Origin of the sequence: Enterobacter sp. 18A13, assembly GCF_007035975.1 — a bacterium.
GTDB classification, from domain to species: domain Bacteria; phylum Pseudomonadota; class Gammaproteobacteria; order Enterobacterales; family Enterobacteriaceae; genus Enterobacter; species Enterobacter vonholyi.
Map to the genome: position 1 here is coordinate 4505457 of NZ_AP019634.1, position 16302 is coordinate 4521758.

Here is a 16302-nt window from a genome sequence, read left to right on the forward strand (position 1 = left end):
ACAGGTAAGCCTTACCATGCCACATTCCTACGATTACGACGCAATAGTTATTGGTTCCGGCCCCGGCGGCGAAGGTGCTGCTATGGGTCTGGTGAAACAGGGAGCCAGAGTAGCGGTCATCGAGCGCTACCATAATGTCGGCGGCGGTTGCACCCACTGGGGCACCATCCCTTCGAAAGCCCTCCGCCACGCCGTTAGCCGCATTATCGAATTTAACCAGAACCCTCTTTACAGCGACCACTCCCGACTTCTTCGTTCATCCTTTGCTGACATCCTGAATCACGCGGACACCGTTATTAACCAGCAGACACGCATGCGTCAGGGATTTTATGAGCGTAACCACTGTGAAATTTTGCAGGGCAACGCGCATTTTGTGGATGAACACACCCTGGCACTCGAATGCCACGACGGTTCGGTTGAAACCATCACGGCTGAAAAATTTGTGATTGCCTGCGGTTCACGCCCGTACCATCCCGCCGACGTCGATTTCTCGCACCCGCGCGTCTACGACAGCGATTCGATTCTGAGCCTGCACCATGAGCCACGCCACGTCATTATCTATGGCGCAGGGGTCATTGGCTGCGAATATGCGTCGATCTTCCGCGGAATGGACGTCAAAGTTGACCTGATCAACACCCGTGACCGCCTGCTGGCGTTCCTGGATCAGGAGATGTCGGACTCTCTCTCCTACCACTTCTGGAACAGCGGCGTGGTGATTCGCCACAACGAAGAGTACGAGAAAATCGAAGGCTGTGACGACGGGGTGATAATGCACCTGAAGTCCGGTAAGAAGCTGAAAGCCGACTGCCTGCTGTACGCCAACGGCCGTACCGGCAACACAGATTCACTGAAGCTGGAAAATATCGGGCTTGAGACCGACAGCCGCGGTCAGCTGAAGGTCAACAGCATGTACCAGACCGCGCTACCGCACGTTTACGCGGTCGGCGACGTGATTGGCTACCCAAGCCTGGCCTCAGCCGCTTACGACCAGGGACGCATTGCCGCACAGGCGCTGGTAAAAGGCGAAGCGACGGCGCACCTGATCGAAGATATTCCGACGGGCATCTATACCATCCCGGAAATCAGTTCTGTCGGGAAAACCGAGCAGCAGCTGACGTCAATGAAGGTGCCTTACGAGGTGGGTCGTGCCCAGTTTAAACATCTGGCGCGGGCGCAAATCGTGGGGATGAGCGTGGGAACGCTGAAAATTCTTTTCCATCGCGAGACGAAAGAGATCCTCGGGATTCACTGCTTCGGTGAACGCGCCGCGGAGATCATTCATATCGGCCAGGCAATCATGGAGCAGAAAGGCGGTGGTAACACCATTGAGTACTTCGTCAACACCACCTTTAACTACCCGACCATGGCGGAAGCCTATCGGGTAGCCGCGCTGAACGGTTTAAACCGCCTGTTTTAACGCGCTGTCGAAATGGCCATCCATCGAACCACGGATGGCCTCTGCCAGCTGCTCATAGCGGCTGCGCAGCGGTGAACCCGGACGATAAACCAGGCCAATCGTACGACGCGGTTCCGGCTTAATGCACGGCAGATAGACCACGCCATCACGTTTACGCTCGTGCGGCACCGCCAGCGCAGGCAGAAGCGTAATACCGCTTCCCGCCGCCACCATATTACGCAGCGTTTCCAGACTGGTTGCCCGGAAATGGGTATCTTCATCGGCACCCGCTTCGAAGCAGAAGCCCATAGCCTGGTCGCGCAGGCAGTGGCCATCTTCCAGCATCAGCAGCTTTTCACCGGCCAGATCGGCCATCGGCACGCGATCGCGGTTCGCCCACGGGTGATCTTCATAGATCGCCAGCATCATCGGCTCATCGAACAGCGGTACTTCAATAAAGGCTTCACTCTCTTTTACCAGTGCAAGAATGGCGCAGTCGAGCTTGCCGCTGTCCAGCTGCGCCAGCAGCTGATGGGTTTGCGCTTCGTGCAGGTACATTTCGAGTTTCGGGAACGTCTGGTGCAGCATCGGAATGATGTGCGGCAACAGGTACGGGCCAACGGTTGGGATCAGGCCAATATGCAGCGGGCCGGACATGGCCTCCCCCTGCTGGCTTGCCATTTCCTTGAGCACTTTGACCTCGCGCAGCACGGTGCGCGCCTGATCCACCAGCAGAAGACCTGCCTGTGTGAACAGAACCTTACGACTGGTGCGCTCCAGCAGCATCACGCCCAGCTCGTCTTCAAGCTTGCGGATCTGGCCGCTCAGCGTGGGCTGGCTGACGTGACAGGAATCTGCCGCGCGGCGAAAGTGACGATGCTCGGCTAACGCTACCAGGTATTCAAGATCACGAATATTCATTATTCATCCTCCGTCGCCACGATAGTTCATGGCGATAGATAGCATAGCAACGAACGATTATCCCTATCAAGCATTCTGTTGAATAATACACCACATAGACGAGGCGGCACGTGTTTGACCCTTGACGTCCCCGCACCGTCAGCGAGTTTCTCTCAAAACTCGAACAACTAAAGCCAACGTGAACTTTTGCGGACCCCGTGGTCCGCTTTTTTTTTGCGTAAAAAACCGGAGATAAAAGCAAAATGGCAACCGAAGCTGCCATTTTTCGTGTTTTACCCCTTTTCCCCGGCACATTCTCATAAGCATCTCTTATCTGAAGCAATGCGAATTAAATTTCGTAAATTGCCCACATTTATTCGTTTGCTGAACCGTTTTCGCAGCAATTGACGACGGGGGTTTTACGTGGCTTTATAAAGGGAGATGACAAAATAATGTCCAGAAAATTTTCGCCTGGACATAAACAAAAATGATGGGGTGACTGGGTTTTTATGAACGAACAATATTCCGCGTTGCGTAGTAATGTCAGTATGCTCGGCAAAGTGCTTGGAGATACCATCAAAGATGCGTTAGGGGAGAACATCCTCGACCGCGTTGAAACCATCCGCAAGCTGTCAAAATCTTCCCGTGCCGGTAACGAGGCCAGTCGTCAGGAGCTGCTCACCACCTTGCAGAACCTCTCAAACGATGAGCTGCTGCCCGTTGCGCGCGCATTCAGCCAGTTCCTGAACCTGGCTAACACCGCTGAGCAATACCACAGCATTTCGCCAAATGGCGAAGCGGCAAGCAACCCGGAAGTCATTGCCCGCACCCTTCGTAAACTGAAAGACCAGCCAGACCTCAACGAAGCCACCATCAAAAAAGCGGTGGAGTCACTTTCGCTGGAGCTGGTGCTGACCGCACACCCCACTGAAATTACCCGTCGCACCCTGATCCACAAAATGGTGGAAGTGAACAACTGTCTGAAGCAGTTGGATAACAAAGACATTGCCGACTACGAACGCAACCAGCTGATGCGCCGTCTGCGCCAGCTGATTGCCCAGTCCTGGCACACCGATGAAATTCGTAAGCATCGTCCAAGCCCGGTCGACGAAGCCAAATGGGGCTTTGCGGTGGTGGAAAACAGCCTGTGGGAAGGGGTGCCGAACTACCTGCGCGAGCTGAACGAACAGCTGGAAGAGAACCTTGGCTACCGCCTGCCGGTCGATTTCGTTCCGGTCCGCTTCACCTCCTGGATGGGCGGCGACCGCGACGGCAACCCGAACGTGACCGCGGAAATTACCCGTCACGTCCTGCTGCTGAGCCGCTGGAAAGCGACCGACCTGTTCCTGAAAGACATTCAGGTGCTGATCTCCGAGCTGTCGATGGTTGAAGCGACGCCGGAACTACGCGCGCTGGCAGGTGAAGAGGGTGCCAGCGAACCGTACCGTTTCCTGATGAAAAAACTGCGCGGTCAGCTGATGGCCACTCAGGCGTGGCTGGAAGCGCGTCTGAAAGGTCAGCGCCTGCCAAAACCAGAAGGCCTGCTCAGCCAGAACGAACAGCTCTGGGAGCCGCTGTACGCCTGTTATAAATCACTCCAGGCCTGCGGGATGGGCATCATCGCTAACGGCGAACTGCTCGACACCCTGCGCCGCGTGAAGTGTTTCGGCGTGCCGCTGGTGCGTATCGACGTACGTCAGGAAAGTACCCGCCATACCGAAGCGCTGGGCGAGCTGACCCGCTACCTCGGCATCGGCGACTATGAAAGCTGGTCCGAAGCCGACAAACAGGCCTTCCTGATCCGCGAGCTGAACTCGAAGCGCCCTCTGCTGCCGCGCAACTGGGAGCCAAGCAACGAAACCCGCGAGGTGCTCAACACCTGTAAAGCGATCGTAGACGCGCCGAAAGGATCGGTGGCCGCCTATGTGATCTCTATGGCGAAGACCCCTTCCGACGTGCTGGGCGTTCACCTTCTGCTGAAAGAAGCGGGAATCGACTACGCCCTGCCGGTCGCCCCGCTGTTTGAGACCCTCGACGACCTGAATAACGCCAACGACGTCATGACCCAGCTGCTGAATATCGACTGGTACCGCGGCTTTATCCAGGGCAAACAGATGGTGATGATCGGCTATTCCGATTCCGCGAAAGATGCAGGCGTGATGGCGGCATCCTGGGCGCAGTATCAGGCGCAGGACGCCCTGATCAAAACCTGCGAGAAAGCCGGTATTGAACTGACCCTGTTCCACGGACGCGGTGGCTCGATTGGCCGTGGCGGCGCACCTGCACATGCAGCCCTTCTGTCACAGCCGCCGGGAAGCCTGAAAGGCGGCCTGCGCGTCACCGAGCAGGGCGAGATGATCCGCTTCAAATACGGTCTGCCGGAAGTGACCATCAGCAGCCTGTCGCTTTATACCAGCGCTATCCTGGAAGCAAACCTGCTGCCGCCGCCGGAGCCGAAAGCGTCCTGGTGCCATATCATGGACGAGCTGTCTGACATCTCCTGCGATCTGTACCGCGGCTACGTGCGTGAAAACAAAGATTTCGTTCCTTACTTCCGCTCGGCCACGCCTGAGCAGGAGCTGGGTAAACTGCCGCTGGGCTCACGTCCTGCGAAGCGTCGCCCAACCGGTGGCGTAGAGTCTCTGCGCGCGATCCCGTGGATCTTCGCCTGGACGCAGAACCGTTTGATGCTGCCCGCCTGGCTGGGTGCCGGTGCCGCGCTGCAAAAAGTGGTGGAAGACGGCAAACAGAGCGAACTGGAGACCATGTGTCGCGACTGGCCATTCTTCTCTACCCGTCTGGGCATGCTGGAGATGGTCTTCTCGAAAGCTGACCTGTGGCTGGCGGAATACTACGATCAGCGTCTGGTGAAACCTGAGCTGTGGGCGCTGGGCAAAGAGCTGCGCGAACTGCTGGAAGGCGACATCAAAGTGGTTCTGGACATCGCCAACGACTCACACCTGATGGCGGACCTGCCGTGGATTGCCGAGTCTATTCAACTGCGTAACATCTACACCGACCCGCTGAACGTCCTGCAGGCAGAGCTGCTGCACCGTTCGCGTCTGGCGGAAGAAGAAGGGAAAGAGCCGGATCCGCGTGTTGAACAGGCGCTGATGGTGACGATTGCGGGCGTTGCGGCGGGTATGCGTAACACCGGCTAATGCTTTACGCCCGGCGGCGCTGCGCTTGCACGGGCCTACGATAAGTAGGCCGGGTAAGCGTCGGCGCCACCCGGCAAAATTAGGTAGTCTCCTTATGCATTCCGATATCACCCAAATTTTGACTGACCTGGTGAACCGCACGTTACCGCTGGGTCAGATTCATTTCTCAGCGCTGGCTGAACAGCCCCCCCGGACCTCTCCCTGCCTCGGCATTACCCTTGATACCCCCTGCGAGGCTATGTTTTCTTTTTTTGGACAAATCACGCCTCCCGCGCCTCACCCCCTGAGCATACATTTCGGTAAGCAGCTGCTGACTATCGAGTTACAGCATGACAATACGCTTTTACAGCAGTTCCAGATTGCCCGACGCGGCCCGCGAACGGGGGCTTTTCTTCTTCAAACGCTTACCGAATTACAGATGCAGCCTGAGGAGCAGGACACAGCAAGGCTGGTGGTTTTAAGCTTGCTCAGCCACTGCCGGGATCTGCTTGGCAGCGGAATTCATACCGACAGCCGTAGCCGGGCACTATTCGAAGCCGTTCGGAGCTATATAGAAGAAAATTATGCCTCTTTGTTAACTCGCGAATCCGTGGCACAGGCGTTCTACATCACACCAAACTACCTTTCCCATCTATTCCAGAAAGTCGGCAGCGTCGGATTCAATGAGTATTTAACAAAAACGCGCCTGGAACATGCGCGCCAGCTGCTGAAAGGCTACGATCTCAAAATTAAAGATATCGCCCCACGCTGCGGATTTACGGACAGCAACTACTTTTGCCGTCTCTTTCGCAAGCACACCGAACGTTCCCCTTCCGAATATCGACGTCAGTACCACAGTCAGCTGATCGCCAAAAAATAGCACTGTGATCGCTCTCGCACTTCGTTAAGGACATTACATTTGTCCAGTATTTAGCAAAATTGGCCTGTATCCGCTCTGCCTGCCCACGCCTTATCCTTTATTCAACCTTTCTGACTTAAGGAAAAATAATGGAACTGTACCTGGATACCGCCAACGTGGCGGAAGTTGAACGCCTGGCGCGCATTTTTCCCATAGCGGGCGTCACCACCAATCCGAGCATCATTGCCGCCAGCCGTGAATCCATTTGGGACGTGCTGCCGCGCCTGCAAAAAGCCATCGGGCCAGAAGGCACGCTGTTTGCTCAAACCATGAGCCGCGACGCAGAAGGCATGGTGGAGGAAGCCAAACGTTTAAGTAACGCCATCCCGGACATCGTGGTGAAAATCCCCGTGACGTCTCAGGGGCTCATCGCGATTAAAGCATTGAAAAAAGAGGGGATAACCACGCTGGGAACCGCCGTTTACAGCGCGGCGCAGGGCTTGCTTGCCGCGCTGGCAGGCGCGAAATATGTCGCGCCGTACGTAAACCGCGTTGACGCTCAGGGCGGTGACGGCATTCGCATGGTCCAGGAGCTGCAATCCCTGCTGGAACTGCACGCGCCGGAAAGCAAAGTGCTGGCCGCCAGCTTCAAAACGCCGCGTCAGGCGCTGGACTGCCTGTTGGCGGGATGCGAGGCAATCACGCTTCCCTTAGACGTAGCGCAACAAATGCTCGGCACACCGGCGGTAGAGTCAGCCGTAGAGAAGTTCGAGCAAGACTGGAAAAACGCGTTTGGTAACCTCAATCTCTAAGGGAGAACTGTTATGGACCGTATCATTCAATCGCCGGGAAAATATATCCAGGGCGCTGATGTGCTTACCCGTCTCGGCGACTATCTGAAACCCCTGGCCAATCGCTGGCTGGTTGTCGGCGATAAATTTGTGCTAGGTTTTGCCGAAGAGACCCTGCGTCAGAGTTTTAAAAATGCGGAACTCTATGCCGAAATAGCGCCATTTGGCGGCGAGTGTTCACAAAATGAAATCGATCGGCTGAAAAAACTGGCCGACGGCGCCGACTGCCTGGCAGTCCTGGGCATCGGCGGCGGTAAAACGCTGGATACCGCCAAAGCGCTGGCTCACTTTATGGACGTGCCCGTCGCCATTGCACCGACTATTGCCTCCACCGATGCGCCGTGCAGCGCCCTTTCCGTTATCTACACCGACAGCGGCGAGTTCGATCGCTACCTGATGCTGCCGCACAACCCGAACATGGTCATTGTGGATACCAAAGTGGTAGCAGGTGCGCCGGCACGTCTGCTGGCCGCCGGGATTGGCGATGCGCTGGCGACCTGGTTTGAAGCACGCGCCTGCTCGCGCAGCGGTGCGACCACCATGGCGGGCGGCAAATGTACGCAGGCTGCGCTCGCGCTGGCCGAGCTGTGCTACAACACGCTGATTGAAGAGGGTGAAAAAGCCATGCTTGCAGCGGAACAGCATGTAGTAACACCGGCGCTGGAACGCATTATCGAAGCCAACACCTATCTTAGCGGCGTAGGATTTGAAAGCGGCGGACTGGCGGCGGCACACGCTATTCATAACGGTATGACGGCGGTACCGGACGCGCACCACTTCTATCACGGTGAAAAAGTGGCGTTTGGTACGCTGACGCAGCTGGTGCTGGAAAACGCGCCGGTAGAAGAAATAGAGGCCGTCGCGGCGCTTTGCCACAGCGTTGGGCTGCCGATTACGCTGGCACAGCTAAATATTAAAGAAGATATTCCGGCCAAAATGCGGCTGATCGCAGAGGCGTCCTGTGCGGAAGGAGAAACCATCCACAATATGCCTGGCGGCGTGTCGCCGGATCAGGTTTACGCGGCGCTGCTGGTGGCTGACCAATATGGGCAGCGGTTCCTGCAGGAGTGGGAGTAACTGGCATGAATAAAAATCCCCGCATCGGCGGGGATTTTTTTGCCCGTAGGCCGGGTAAGGCGTAGCCGCCACCCGGCACAAGGGTTACTTCACGTCAAACCGGTCCAGATCCATTACCCTCGCCCATGCTGCAACGAAGTCGCGGACAAACTTCTCGTGTGCATCATCACTGGCATAAACCTCGGCCAGCGCGCGCAGCACGGCGTTTGAACCGAAGACCAGATCGGCGCGGGTGGCGGTATATTTCACTTCACCGCTGACGCGATCGCTTCCGGCAAACAGCTCATTTGATTCGTCGGTCGCCTTCCACTGGGTATTCATGTCCAGCAGGTTCACGAAGAAATCATTGCTCAGCACGCCTTCGCGGTTGGTGAACACGCCGTTCTTACTGCCATCAAAGTTGGCACCCAGCACGCGCAGGCCGCCGATCAGCACCGTCAGCTCCGGTGCGGTCAGCGTCAGCTGTTGGGCTTTATCAATCAGCAGGGATTCCGTCGTGGACACATCCACCTGCGCACGGTAGTTGCGGAAGCCATCAGCAACCGGTTCGAGCAGGTTAAACATCTCGATATCCGTCTGATCCTGACGCGCATCCACGCGTCCCGGCGTAAACGGAATGTTGACGTAAACGCCCGCCGCTTTTGCGGCCTGCTCAACGCCTACCACGCCCGCCAGCACGATAATATCGGCCAGAGAGGCTTTGTTGGTGGTGCGCTGGATAGCCTCCAGAGCCGGCAGCGCACGAACCGCTGCGGCGTTCACGTCCCAGTCACGCTGAGGAGCAAGCGCCAGACGCGCACCGTTGGCGCCGCCACGCTTATCGCCACCGCGGAAGGTCGATGCCGACGCCCAGGCCACAGAAACCAGCTCGCTCACAGAGAGGCCAGAGGCCGCAATTTCCGCCTTCAGGCTTTCAATGTCCTCTTTGGTCGGATTGAATACCGCCTCCGGCAGCGGGTCCTGCCAGATCAGATCTTCTTTCGGCACTTCCGGGCCGAGGTAACGCGATTTTGGTCCCATATCGCGGTGGGTCAGTTTGAACCACGCGCGCGCGAAGGCTTCGTTAAAGGCCTGCGGGTCGTTCAGGAAACGGCGGGAAATCTTTTCGAATTCCGGGTCAAAACGCAGCGTCAGGTCGGTAACCAGCATCGTTGGCTTACGTTTTTTGGACGGGTCGAACGGGTCAGGCATGATTTCCGGCGCATCCACGGCTTCAAACTGAATCGCTCCCGCCGGGCTGCGGGTCTGCACCCATTCGAATTTAAACAGGTTCTCGAAGAAGTAGTTGCTCCACTGGGTCGGAGTTTGTGACCAGATGACTTCCAGACCGGAGGTAATGGCATCAGCGCCCACGCCCGTACCGTGCGTGCTCGCCCAGCCGAGGCCCTGCGCTTCAATCGGAGAGGCTTCCGGGTCAGTACCCACGTGGGTGGCTTCACCCGCGCCGTGGGTTTTGCCGAGGGTATGGCCGCCTGCAATCAGCGCCACGGTCTCTTCGTCGTTCATACCCATGTTGCCAAAGGTGGCGCGAATCGCTGCCGCCGCTGACAGCGGTTCGCCGCTGGCGTTTGGCCCTTCCGGATTGACGTAGATCAGGCCCATTTCGGTGGCAGCCAGCGGACGCTTCGCCAGCGCTTCCGGGTCACGGTGGGTCAGCCAGGCTTTCTCATCACCCCAGTTCACGTCCAGATCCGGTTCCCAGACGTCTTCACGTCCGGCACCAAAACCAAAGGTGCGGAAACCCGAGTTTTCCAGCGCCACGTTACCCGCGAGGATAAACAGGTCAGCCCAGGAAATTTTTTGACCGTATTTTTTCTTGATGGGCCACAGCAGACGGCGCGCCTTATCCAGGCTTACGTTATCCGGCCAGGAGTTCAGCGGCGCAAAGCGCTGTTGACCGCGTCCAGCCCCACCGCGCCCGTCAACGGAGCGATAGGTACCCGCGCCGTGCCAGGCCATACGGATAAACAGGCCCGCATAGCTGCCCCAGTCGGCAGGCCACCACGGTTGAGAGTCGGTTAAGAGTGCTTTGAGGTCGCCTTTAAGGGCGGAGTAATCAAGTTTGCTGAATTCTTTGCGGTAGTCGAAGTCTTCACCCAGCGGGTTCGAACGATTGGAATGTTGGTTAAGAAGATCGATGCGGAGTTGTTTTGGCCACCAGTCGCGGCTGCCTGTACCTGCGCCCGCGCTGTGATCGACGCCGCCCTGGTGGAACGGGCATTTGCCGACTGATGCCGCTTTATTGGTCTCGTCTGACGTGCTCATCGCTATGCTCCCTTTTACAGTGTTACCGTTACGATATACACCACTAGCAATAAGTTATAGTTGAATTAATCCACAGATTCGATAGCTGATACCTTTTAACTTTTTCCCCTGTTAAAAAGCCCTCAATTTAAGAGGGCTTTTGGTGTTTTACGCGGGGCGAACGCCCAGAGTGTGGCAGATGGCGTAGCTCATCTCCGCACGGTTTAGCGTGTAGAAGTGGAAATCTTTCACTCCTTCACGGCTTAAAATTTTCACCATGTCCATCGCGATATTAGCCCCCACCAGCTTGCGGGTTTCCGGGTCATCGTCCAGCCCTTCGTACATTTTGGACATCCACAGCGGAATGCGGACATTGGTCATATCAGCGAATTTCTTCGCCTGCTTGAAGTTAGAGACCGGCAGAATACCCGGGATAATTTCAACGTCGATGCCCGCGGAGACGCAGCGGTCACGGAAGCGCAGATAGCTTTCGACATCGAAGAAGAACTGGGTAATGGCGCGATTCGCGCCGGCGTCCACTTTACGCTTGAGGTTAAGCAGATCGGCCTGGGCGCTTTTCGCTTCCGGATGCACCTCAGGATAAGCGGCAACGGAGATATCAAAATCAGCCACGTCTTTCAGCAGCGCGACCAGATCGGCGGCATACATGTCCGGCTTACCGCTGCCCGGCGGCAGATCACCGCGCAGTGCGACAATATGACGGATGCCGTTATTCCAGTAATCCTGGGCGATAGCCCGTAACTCGTCGCGGGTCGCGTCGATACAGGTGAGGTGCGGCGCCGCTTCCAGACCGGTACGATCTTTGATGCCTTTGATAATGCTGTGCGTACGATCGCGCTCGCCGGAGTTAGCGCCGTAAGTCACGGAAACGAACTTCGGCTTCAGGCTGCTGAGACGATCGATAGAGCTCCACAGGGTTTGCTCCATTTCACTGGTGCGCGGCGGGAAAAATTCAAAAGAGACGTTAATCTGACCGTTTACTTCGGCCAGGCTCTGATTCAGTGCTTCCCGCTGGTTGGCGTGAAAAAAGCTCATACCTTACCTCTATCAATCACATGTCGTTGTCTGTTGTCTTGTGAACTTCTATACGTTTAGACGTCCAGATGTAAAAATGACGGAAAAGCAGAGGGACGTCAACATAAATAATCAACAATAACGGTGAGGTTTGCTCAGACAAGATGAAGAAAGTTCATGATGGGGAGTGAGACACCCCCTGCCCAGGACCTTACTGCCCTTTGGGTAAAGGGGAAAAGACCGCACCAGGCAGTCTTCTCCCTATGGGGTGTACGGTGCGGTTTTAATGCCAGCAGAAGTGATGCACAACCTGAGTAATCAGTTCGCGGGTTGGCTTGATGAAGCGGGTTTCCAGATATTCATCCGGCTGGTGCGCCTGGTTGATGGAGCCGGGGCCAAGGACCAGCGTAGGGCAAAGCGTCTGAATAAACGGCGCTTCGGTGCAGTAGTTCACCACGTCGGTTTTCTCACCGAGCAGCTTTTCCACCACCTCAACCAGCTGATGGTCCGGCGGGCATTCGTAACCCGGGATCGGCGGATGCAGTTCGGAGACCGTCAGGCGGCCCGGCCAGCGCTCGCTCACCGGGGCCAGCGCCTCATTCAGCAGGCCGTCGAGATCGCTGAGGGTCATACCCGGCAGCGGGCGGATGTCCATATGCAGTTCGCAGCAGGCGCATATACGGTTCGAGGCATCGCCGCCGTGCAGGCTGCCGAGGTTCAGGGTCGGATACGGCACGGTGAACGCGTCATAGTGATAGCGCTCTTTCAGATCGTCGCGCAGGGCCATGATGCGCCCGATGGCGTCATGCATCAGCTCAATGGCGTTCACGCCGCGCGCCGGGTCGCTGGAGTGGCCGGACTGGCCGAGCACGCGCACGGCCGTAGAGATATGGCCTTTGTGCGCGCGAATCGGTTGCAACGACGTCGGCTCGCCGATGATCGCGCAATCCGGGCGAATCGACGTGTTTTCAGAGAAGTAGCGCGCGCCAGCCATGCTGGTTTCTTCATCAGCGGTCGCCAGAATGTAGAGCGGTTTTTTCAGCTTCGTCACGTCCACGTCACGCAGCGCGTCGAGGATAAAGGCGAAGAAGCCTTTCATGTCGGCGGTGCCCAAACCGTAGAGCTTGTTGTCATGCTCGGTCAGGGTGAACGGATCGCGCGTCCAGCGGCCATCGTCAAACGGCACGGTGTCGGTATGACCGGCCAGCAGCAGGCCGCCCGCACCGGTTCCGGTGCTGGCGAGCAGGTTAAATTTGTGGCGGGTTCCGGGAACGGGCTGAACCTCAACGTTAAACCCAAGATCGCTAAACCAACCCGCCAGCAGATTGATTAAAGTCTCATTGCTCTGATCCAGCGCTTCTTCCGTTGCGCTGATGGACGGTGTGGCAATCAGGGCGCGGTAGATCTCGATAAATGGCGGTAAGTTCATTTTCATTGTTGACACACCTTAGGTCGTGATAGTATCAATATTCATGCAATAAATGTGAATAAAAATACATTAACGTTGAGCATAAAGGAACCCGATGTTGAATACGCTGATTGTAGGCGCTAGCGGTTATGCGGGCGCAGAGCTTGTAAGCTACGTGAATCGCCATCCACATATGACCATAACCGCTTTGACCGTGTCAGCGCAAAGCAATGATGCAGGAAAGTTAATTTCCGATTTGCATCCGCAGCTTAAGGGCCAGGTCGATCTGCCGCTGCAGCCCATGTCTGACATCAGCGAGTTTACCGACGGCGTCGACGTGGTGTTTTTAGCCACCGCGCACGAGGTCAGCCACGACCTGGCGCCGCAGTTCCTGGCGGCTGGCTGCGTGGTCTTCGACCTCTCCGGCGCGTTCCGCGTTAACGACGGCGCGTTCTACGAAAAATATTACGGTTTCACCCATCAGCATCCGGATCTGCTGGAAAAAGCGGTGTACGGCCTGGCGGAGTGGAGCGCTGACAAACTGAAAGAAGCTGACCTGATTGCCGTTCCGGGCTGCTACCCGACTGCAGCGCAGCTTTCCCTGAAGCCGCTGATCGACGCAGGCCTGCTGGATCTGAGCCAGTGGCCGGTGATTAACGCCACCAGCGGCGTGAGCGGTGCAGGCCGCAAGGCGGCGATCTCCAACAGCTTCTGCGAAGTGAGCCTTCAGCCGTATGGCGTGTTTAATCACCGTCATCACCCTGAAATCACGACGCATCTGGGCGCGGACGTCATTTTCACCCCGCACCTGGGCAGCTTCCCGCGTGGGATCCTCGAAACCATCACCTGCCGCCTGAAACCGGGCGTGACCAAAGAGCAGGTGAACGAGGCCTTCACGCAGGCGTATGCGGACAAACCGCTGGTGCGCCTGTACGACAAAGGCGTGCCGGCGCTGAAAAACGTGGTCGGTCTGCCGTTCTGCGATATCGGCTTTGCCGTTCAGGGTGAGCATCTCATCGTGGTGGCCGCAGAAGATAACTTACTGAAAGGCGCTGCCGCACAGGCAATGCAGTGTGCAAATATTCGTTTCGGTTTCCCGGAAACGCAGGCTCTTATTTAAGGTGTGATGATGAACCCATTAATTATCAAACTCGGTGGTGTACTGCTGGATAGCGAAGAAGCGCTGGAGCGTCTGTTTACCGCGCTGGTGAACTATCGCGAGTCACATCAACGTCCGCTGGTGATTGTGCACGGCGGCGGCTGCGTGGTGGATGAGCTGATGAAAGGGCTCAACCTGCCGGTGAAAAAGAAAAACGGCCTGCGCGTGACGCCTGCTGACCAGATTGACATCATTACCGGCGCGCTGGCGGGTACGGCGAACAAAACGCTGCTGGCGTGGGCGAAGAAACACCACATCGCGTCCGTTGGCCTCTATCTGGGCGATGGCGACAGCGTAAAAGTGACCCAGCTCGACGAAGAGCTCGGCCACGTTGGACTGGCGCAGCCTGGTTCGCCTAAGCTGATTAATACGCTGCTGGAAGGGGGTTTCCTGCCGGTGGTGAGCTCAATCGGCGTGACCGAAGAGGGCGAGCTGATGAACGTCAACGCTGACCAGGCAGCAACCGCGCTCGCGGCAACGCTGGGCGCGGATCTGATCCTTCTCTCCGACGTGAGCGGCATTCTGGACGGCAAAGGCCAGCGCATTGCGGAAATGACGGCTGAGAAAGCCGAGCAGCTGATTGCCCAGGGCATTATTACCGACGGCATGATCGTCAAAGTGAACGCCGCGCTGGATGCCGCACGCACGCTGGGCCGCCCGGTGGATATCGCCTCCTGGCGTCACGCTGAACAACTGCCTGCGCTGTTCAACGGTACGCCGATTGGCACGCGTATTCTGGCGTAATCGATTTAACGTTTTGTAGGCCCGGTAAGCGCAGCGCCACCGGGCAATGAAATTCAAAGATATTAAGGAAGCATGTTATGGCACTTTGGGGTGGGCGTTTTACACAGGCAGCGGATCAGCGGTTCAAACAGTTCAACGACTCTTTGCGCTTCGACTACCGCCTGGCCGAACAGGATATTGTCGGCTCTGTGGCCTGGTCCAAAGCGCTGGTGACGGTTGGCGTACTGACCGCAGACGAACAATTACAGCTGGAAGAAGCGCTGAACAATCTGCTGGAAGAGGTGCGTCTTAACCCGCAGCAGATCCTCGAAAGCGATGCTGAAGATATTCACAGCTGGGTGGAAGGCAAACTTATCGACAAAGTCGGCCAACTGGGCAAAAAGCTGCACACCGGACGCAGCCGTAACGACCAGGTCGCCACCGATCTGAAGCTGTGGTGTAAAGATACCGTTGGCGAACTGCTGGCGGCTAATCGTCAGCTGCAGAGCGCACTGGTGGAGACCGCGCAGAACAACCAGGACGCGGTGATGCCGGGTTATACTCACCTGCAGCGCGCCCAGCCGGTGACCTTTGCGCACTGGTGTCTGGCCTACGTCGAGATGCTGGCGCGTGATGAAAGCCGTCTGCAGGACACCCTTAAACGTCTGGACGTCAGCCCGCTGGGCAGCGGCGCGCTGGCCGGTACCGCTTACGAAATCGACCGTGAACAGCTGGCAGGCTGGCTGGGCTTTGCCTCCGCCACCCGTAACAGCCTGGACAGCGTGTCTGACCGCGACCACGTGCTGGAGCTACTTTCCAATGCCTCGATCGGGATGGTGCACCTGTCGCGTTTTGCCGAAGACCTGATCTTCTTTAACTCTGGCGAAGCGGGCTTCGTCGAGCTGTCCGACCGCGTGACCTCAGGCTCATCCCTGATGCCGCAGAAGAAAAACCCGGACGCGCTTGAGCTAATTAGGGGTAAATGTGGCCGCGTGCAGGGCGCGCTGACCGGCATGATGATGACCCTGAAAGGGCTGCCGCTGGCGTATAACAAAGACATGCAGGAAGACAAAGAAGGACTGTTCGACGCGCTCGACACCTGGCTGGACTGTCTGCATATGGGCGCGCTGGTGCTGGACGGCATTCAGGTGAAACGTCCGCGCTGCCAGGAAGCGGCGCAGCAGGGCTATGCGAACTCTACCGAGCTGGCGGATTATCTGGTGGCGAAAGGCGTACCTTTCCGTGAAGCGCACCATATCGTGGGTGAAGCGGTAGTGGAAGCTATTCGTCAGGGTAAACCGCTGGAAGATTTGGCGCTGGCCGACCTGCAGAAGTTCAGCGCGGTTATCGGGGATGATGTGTATCCGATTCTTGCGCTGCAGTCTTGCCTGGATAAACGTGCCGCGAAAGGCGGCGTGTCGCCTAAGCAGGTGGCGCAGGCGATAGCGGATGCGAAAAACCGTTTGGTTTAATCTGTCCTGACTGGTGCCCTCTCCCCCTATGCGGGGAG

Annotated in this window: 12 protein-coding genes; 8 read left to right on the forward strand and 4 right to left on the reverse strand. The window is 57.1% G+C overall.

Translation table 11 applies throughout. The features are described 5' to 3' along the window. Positions 1-16: 16 nt before the first annotated feature. Positions 17-1417, forward strand: coding sequence for a Si-specific NAD(P)(+) transhydrogenase (gene sthA / locus FOY93_RS21790; RefSeq protein WP_039265649.1), 1401 nt, complete (start codon positions 17-19; stop codon positions 1415-1417). On the opposite strand, the gene oxyR is transcribed toward sthA, so the two are convergent. Beyond that, positions 1400-2317 (reverse strand): DNA-binding transcriptional regulator OxyR, encoded by a 918-nt coding sequence (gene oxyR, locus FOY93_RS21795; RefSeq protein ID WP_133295340.1) that lies wholly within the window; start codon positions 2315-2317, stop codon positions 1400-1402. The two genes, sthA and oxyR, sit on opposite strands and share 18 nt — an antisense overlap. Positions 2318-2805: 488 nt before the next feature. On the opposite strand from oxyR, the gene ppc reads away from it, so the two are divergent. The 4 genes from ppc (at position 2806) to gldA (ending at position 8223) form a co-directional block, all read left to right on the forward strand. Further along, a complete protein-coding gene (gene ppc, locus FOY93_RS21800) occupies positions 2806-5457 on the forward strand; it encodes a phosphoenolpyruvate carboxylase (RefSeq protein WP_047653049.1) in 2652 nt (883 codons plus the stop codon). 94 nt (positions 5458-5551) lie between these two features. After that, a complete protein-coding gene (locus FOY93_RS21805; RefSeq protein ID WP_143345663.1) occupies positions 5552-6316 on the forward strand; it encodes a helix-turn-helix transcriptional regulator in 765 nt (254 codons plus the stop codon). A gap of 128 nt (positions 6317-6444) precedes the next feature. After that, entirely contained in the window at positions 6445-7107 is a 663-nt protein-coding gene (gene fsa / locus FOY93_RS21810; RefSeq protein WP_143345664.1) for a fructose-6-phosphate aldolase, read from the forward strand. A 12-nt stretch (positions 7108-7119) separates the two neighbouring features. Beyond that, positions 7120-8223, forward strand: coding sequence for a bifunctional L-1,2-propanediol dehydrogenase/glycerol dehydrogenase (gene gldA, locus FOY93_RS21815; RefSeq protein WP_136196031.1), 1104 nt, complete (start codon positions 7120-7122; stop codon positions 8221-8223). Positions 8224-8307: 84 nt separating this feature from the next. Here gldA and katG read toward each other — a convergent pair whose 3' ends face one another. The 3 genes from katG to argE all read right to left on the reverse strand — a co-directional run bounded on the left by katG (position 8308) and on the right by argE (position 12937). Next, positions 8308-10488 carry a catalase/peroxidase HPI gene (gene katG, locus FOY93_RS21820; RefSeq protein ID WP_143345665.1) on the reverse strand — a complete coding sequence of 727 codons (2181 nt, stop codon included), beginning with the start codon at positions 10486-10488 and terminating at the stop codon, positions 8308-8310. Positions 10489-10635: 147 nt separating this feature from the next. Beyond that, positions 10636-11523 carry a methylenetetrahydrofolate reductase gene (gene metF, locus FOY93_RS21825; RefSeq protein ID WP_023309676.1) on the reverse strand — a complete coding sequence of 296 codons (888 nt, stop codon included), beginning with the start codon at positions 11521-11523 and terminating at the stop codon, positions 10636-10638. A gap of 262 nt (positions 11524-11785) precedes the next feature. After that, positions 11786-12937: an acetylornithine deacetylase gene (gene argE / locus FOY93_RS21830; protein WP_136196033.1), complete on the reverse strand. Its 1152-nt coding sequence runs from the start codon at positions 12935-12937 to the stop codon at positions 11786-11788. Between the two features lie 88 nt (positions 12938-13025). On the opposite strand from argE, the gene argC reads away from it, so the two are divergent. From argC to argH, 3 genes are all read left to right on the forward strand, one after another. Beyond that, a complete protein-coding gene (argC, locus tag FOY93_RS21835; protein ID WP_111963965.1) occupies positions 13026-14030 on the forward strand; it encodes an N-acetyl-gamma-glutamyl-phosphate reductase in 1005 nt (334 codons plus the stop codon). Positions 14031-14036: 6 nt separating this feature from the next. After that, entirely contained in the window at positions 14037-14813 is a 777-nt protein-coding gene (argB, locus tag FOY93_RS21840; RefSeq protein WP_090420882.1) for an acetylglutamate kinase, read from the forward strand. 77 nt (positions 14814-14890) lie between these two features. Next, on the forward strand, positions 14891-16264 hold the full coding sequence (argH, locus tag FOY93_RS21845; protein ID WP_039264229.1) for an argininosuccinate lyase: 1374 nt from the start codon (positions 14891-14893) through the stop codon (positions 16262-16264). The last annotated feature ends 38 nt before the right edge of the window (positions 16265-16302 follow it).